Annotated in this window: 5 protein-coding genes; 3 read left to right on the top strand and 2 right to left on the bottom strand. The window is 32.1% G+C overall.

Translation table 11 applies throughout. The features are described from left to right. The coding region (locus K6343_01530; protein ID MEF3244656.1) for an iron-containing alcohol dehydrogenase at nt 1-423 on the top strand (423 nt) is incomplete at its 5' end. A gap of 665 nt (nt 424-1,088) precedes the next feature. Further along, nucleotides 1,089-1,850, top strand: a complete 762-nt coding sequence (locus K6343_01525) for a hypothetical protein (GenBank protein ID MEF3244655.1) — start codon at nt 1,089-1,091, stop codon at nt 1,848-1,850. On the opposite strand, the gene K6343_01520 is transcribed toward K6343_01525, so the two are convergent. Together K6343_01520 and K6343_01515 are read right to left on the bottom strand one after the other, a co-directional pair. Then, complete coding sequence (locus K6343_01520; GenBank protein MEF3244654.1) at nt 1,847-2,143, bottom strand: iron-sulfur cluster assembly protein; 297 nt, start codon at nt 2,141-2,143, stop codon at nt 1,847-1,849. The two genes, K6343_01525 and K6343_01520, sit on opposite strands and share 4 nt — an antisense overlap. Continuing rightward, nucleotides 2,140-3,027 (bottom strand): dihydrodipicolinate synthase family protein, encoded by an 888-nt coding sequence (locus K6343_01515; GenBank protein ID MEF3244653.1) that lies wholly within the window; start codon nt 3,025-3,027, stop codon nt 2,140-2,142. Before K6343_01515 ends, K6343_01520 begins: the two co-directional genes overlap by 4 nt. A gap of 72 nt (nt 3,028-3,099) precedes the next feature. Here K6343_01515 and K6343_01510 point away from each other — a divergent pair. Beyond that, the coding region (locus K6343_01510) for an ARMT1-like domain-containing protein (GenBank protein MEF3244652.1) at nt 3,100-3,862 on the top strand (763 nt) is incomplete at its 3' end.

Here is a 3,862-nt window from a genome sequence, read left to right as displayed (position 1 = left end):
AATGCAGGAAGGAGAGGACCGCTTCCCATGCACAGATTAGAACATCCCATATCAGGTCTTTTTCAAATTTCACATGGAAGAGGCTTGTCAGCAATTATACCCGCCTATCTAATTTATACCTTTAATTTGCATAAGGATAGGCTAGAAACTCTATCAGAAGGACTTTTCGGAAAAAAAGATGCAAAACTTGCAGTTATAAAGATAGTTGAATGGCTTAAAAAAGTAGATGCTTTAAATGGACTTAAGGATTTAGGAATCAACAAAGAATCATTTAACGATTTTCTCGAATCAGCCTTAAGAGACGATAACAATAAAGATTTCATAATAGCAAGAAAAAAACTCTATAGAAATGAAATGCTTGAAATTTACAATCTAGCCTTTGATTATAGTAATATTGACGAATTAATAAATGGCTTGACGTAATTTTTTTGAAAAGCCCCATAAGTGGTGATTCCTAAATTTTGAGTACATCCACTTTAAAAAAAAGATCACCCACAATACAGAATATTTTTTTCTTAAAAAATTACAAAACTTTACGAACCTAAATTTAATTACTCTAAATGTAGTTACCCAAACCATAATACCCCTATTGTTCTGATAAAATAGTTTGCCTTTATGTTGCTATTTTAAAGTAAAAACTCTTCTTTGCTAACTAAAGCGTAAACGAGAAATCTTATACTCTAGGTATTGAAAAGCCCATGCGATACTCCTCCAAAAAAAGATGGGATCCTTCGTCTCTATTGCTCCTCAGGATAGAAAAGAAGTATAGAGGAGAGGTGGAGTCTTAAGTGGATTCCTTGTCCCCTTCAACTTAGGAAGCACCTAATTCTCTTAAACTTCAATTTTTTGTTTTATCCTTATAATTGCAATATACAAAAAAACCTATTATATCTATCCTTTCACAAACAGATTTGACACAATGCTATAAAAACGCACACAAGGTTATCTTAAAGAAAAAATAAAAAAGTGTTTTTGCTTACTTGACAAAATTTTTAATGTTTGTATACATAAAAGTGAAAGAAAATTTTTACAACTGCCTAATTTGCAGGGGTTCTACTTAAGGATTATAATTAAAAAGGAGGTAAGAAATGAAAAAAGTATTTGCACTTTTGTTAATAACGTTTATCCTTTTTAGTATAGGCTGCACAAAGGAAAAAGAGGTTTCCATTAGAAATGTTTCCGTTAACTCAAACGGAACAATTCACATTGAAGGAAGAGGAAGAGCTTTTGAAAGCACCATCAAAATTGTCGTGAAAGATGGCTTAGGTTTTGTGGATTATGAAGGTTCTGCGATTACAGACGCAAAAGATATGGGTGAGTTTGGAAATTTCCAAACAGATATAACCTTAACAACATTTCCTCAGACAGATAAAATTACGGTATCCTCAGAAGTAATTTCTCCAAAAGATGGTAGTATTGCTTTTTCAGATAGTAGAGAAATAAACTATAATTTTCCTTACAAAACAGTAAAGGTGTTCTATGGAAATACAAATTTAAACCCTGGAGTAATTGACTGTTCAAAAGTGTTTCCAGTAGAAAGAAGAATTGCTTCTAATTCACAAAACCCGCCATTAGATACTACGCATGTGTTCTTATTGGGACCGACAAAAGATGAAGAAACCAACGGTTACGTAATGTCAACTCCAAAGGATTTAACTATTCATAAAATTGAAGTAGTTGGTTCAAATAAGGTCCAAATTGATTTTGGAGAGGAATTGCAAAGAGTCGGAGGCTCTTGTAGAGTTGCCGCAATAAGAGCAGAGATTACAGAAACTTTAAGACAATTCTACCCTGGCTATGAGGTTGTGATTTCAATAAATGGCAATGTAGAAGAAGCACTTCAACCTTAACCAATTTTATAGATAATTTTAGGGTTTAGCTCTTCTACAACAACAACCTCTTTAAATGAGAGCTCCTTAAGTTTATTGACTATGCTTTCTGTAATTTTATTAAACACTAACCAAGAAAGTGCCTTACTACAATTGCATGAAGGTGTTGCGGCTTCAATACTAACAAAAACCTTTATAGTATCATCTTTTATTGTAAAGCCGTAAATAAGCCCTTCATCGATAATGCTAACGTTAGTTTCAGGGTCTTTAATTTCTTTTAGCTTCTTCACGACTTTTTCTTCAAATTCGGTCATATTAAACCCCCGTCTCTAAGAACTTGTGTAAATCTTTTCTCATCAAAAATATCTTCAAGAAGAGGTCTCCTTACAAATTGTTTAACGTTTTTGCCCATATATCCTAAAGCAAGCTTAATTGCATACCCAAAAGAAGTTGTTAGTGAATAAATCTCACTAAGCTTTGTAATTTTTCTATGAAGCAAAATAAGTGATGAAAGATCGTTATTATTAAGTGCAACTTTTACATCGTTAAAAATCAACAATGCAATGTTTGCAAGAGCCATTACTCCACCATCTCCACCAGAAATAATTAAAGGCACATAAAGTTGTTCTGTTCCAGTAAAAATCTCAAAATCCTCTCTTAAAGATTTGACTTCATTAATAAGGTTTAATAAGTAGGTAATATTGTCGTAAGTAACCTTTATTCCTTTAACAAGTGGTATTTTAGCAATTTCTCTAACTGTTTCAATTGAAAGTGAATAACCTGTTAAGGCCGGAATATTATAGATAAAAGTAGGTAAATTTGATTCCTTTGCGATAGTTTGAAAATATTCAATTAAGCCCTTTTGCGAAGGGATTAAGAAAAACGGCGGAGGAGAAACTATAGCATAAAAACCCAAAGATTTTGCAAATTTTGAAAGCTCTATTGCTTCAGACATTACGTTAGAGTGAACATTTACATAAACTGGCACACCCGAAGAGTGCTCTAACACAAACTTTGCAATATCCACTTTTTCATTAAAACTCAAGCTCGTAAATTCACCAGTTGTAGCATTTACAAACAACCCGTCTGGCTTTTGACTGATCAAAAAATTAAGATGTGCTTTAAAAGCATCATAATCAATAGAAAAATCCTCTTTAAAAGGGGTAATTAAGGCAACAATGTTCTTTATAGTTTTCATATCACCCACCTCAAAAAATTATACATATAGAATTCAAATTGCCAAATTTCCAAAAAATAGGTAAAATAAGATATGAAAGCAAAAGCCGAATGTTTAAGTTGCATTTTAAATCAAATTCTTCGTGTTACAAAAGTGGCAACTAACGACCAAAGTATTACAGAAGATATTATGAAATCTTCTTTACAAACATTATCTTTTGCAAATTTAAATCAAACACCCCCAGAAGTTGCTCAACCTCTATATGAAATCGTCTACAAACTAACGAATAATGATGATCCTTATAAAAAGATCAAGATGGAGCATATTAAACAAGCTTTAGAAATTTACCCTATTTTAAAAAACTCCGTTATCAATGCAGAAGATCCGCTACTTGAAAGTCTAAAAGTTGCAATAGTTGGAAATGCAATTGACCTTGGAAGCACTTTTGATAAAGTCGAGATTAATTTAGATGATTTTTTAAAAGGAAATTTTATTTTAGACGATTATAAATTCTTCAAGCAAGAGGTTTTAAATACAAACCATGTACTATTTTTAGGAGACAATGCAGGAGAAAGCGTATTTGATAGAATACTTATAGAATCCCTTGAAAGCATGGGAAAAACGGTAGAATATGTGGTCAAAAGTAAAGCAATCATTAACGATGTAACTAAAGAAGACGCCAAACTATCAGGGATAAACAATATCATTGAAACTGGCTCAAAGTATGCAGGCACGGTTACTTATTCGTTGAAAGAAGATTTTTTAAATAAGTTATACAATTCAAAATTAATTATTGCAAAAGGACAAGCAAATTACGAAACTCTTTCCGAAGAAGAACTCCCAATCTTTTTTTTAT

The organism is Caldisericaceae bacterium, assembly GCA_036574215.1.
Taxonomy (GTDB): Bacteria; Caldisericota; Caldisericia; order Caldisericales; family Caldisericaceae; genus Caldisericum.
Note: the sequence above shows the minus strand (reverse complement) of the source record. Positions and strands in the feature narration are given on the sequence as shown.

Bases quoted from the DNA above. Each gene is read 5' to 3' on its own strand.
- K6343_01525 (MEF3244655.1), top strand. From the start codon at position 1,089: ATGAAAAAAGTATTTGCACTTTTGTTAATAACGTTTATCCTTTTTAGT.
- K6343_01520 (MEF3244654.1), bottom strand. From the start codon at position 2,143: ATGACCGAATTTGAAGAAAAAGTCGTGAAGAAGCTAAAAGAAATTAAA.
- K6343_01515 (MEF3244653.1), bottom strand. From the start codon at position 3,027: ATGAAAACTATAAAGAACATTGTTGCCTTAATTACCCCTTTTAAAGAG.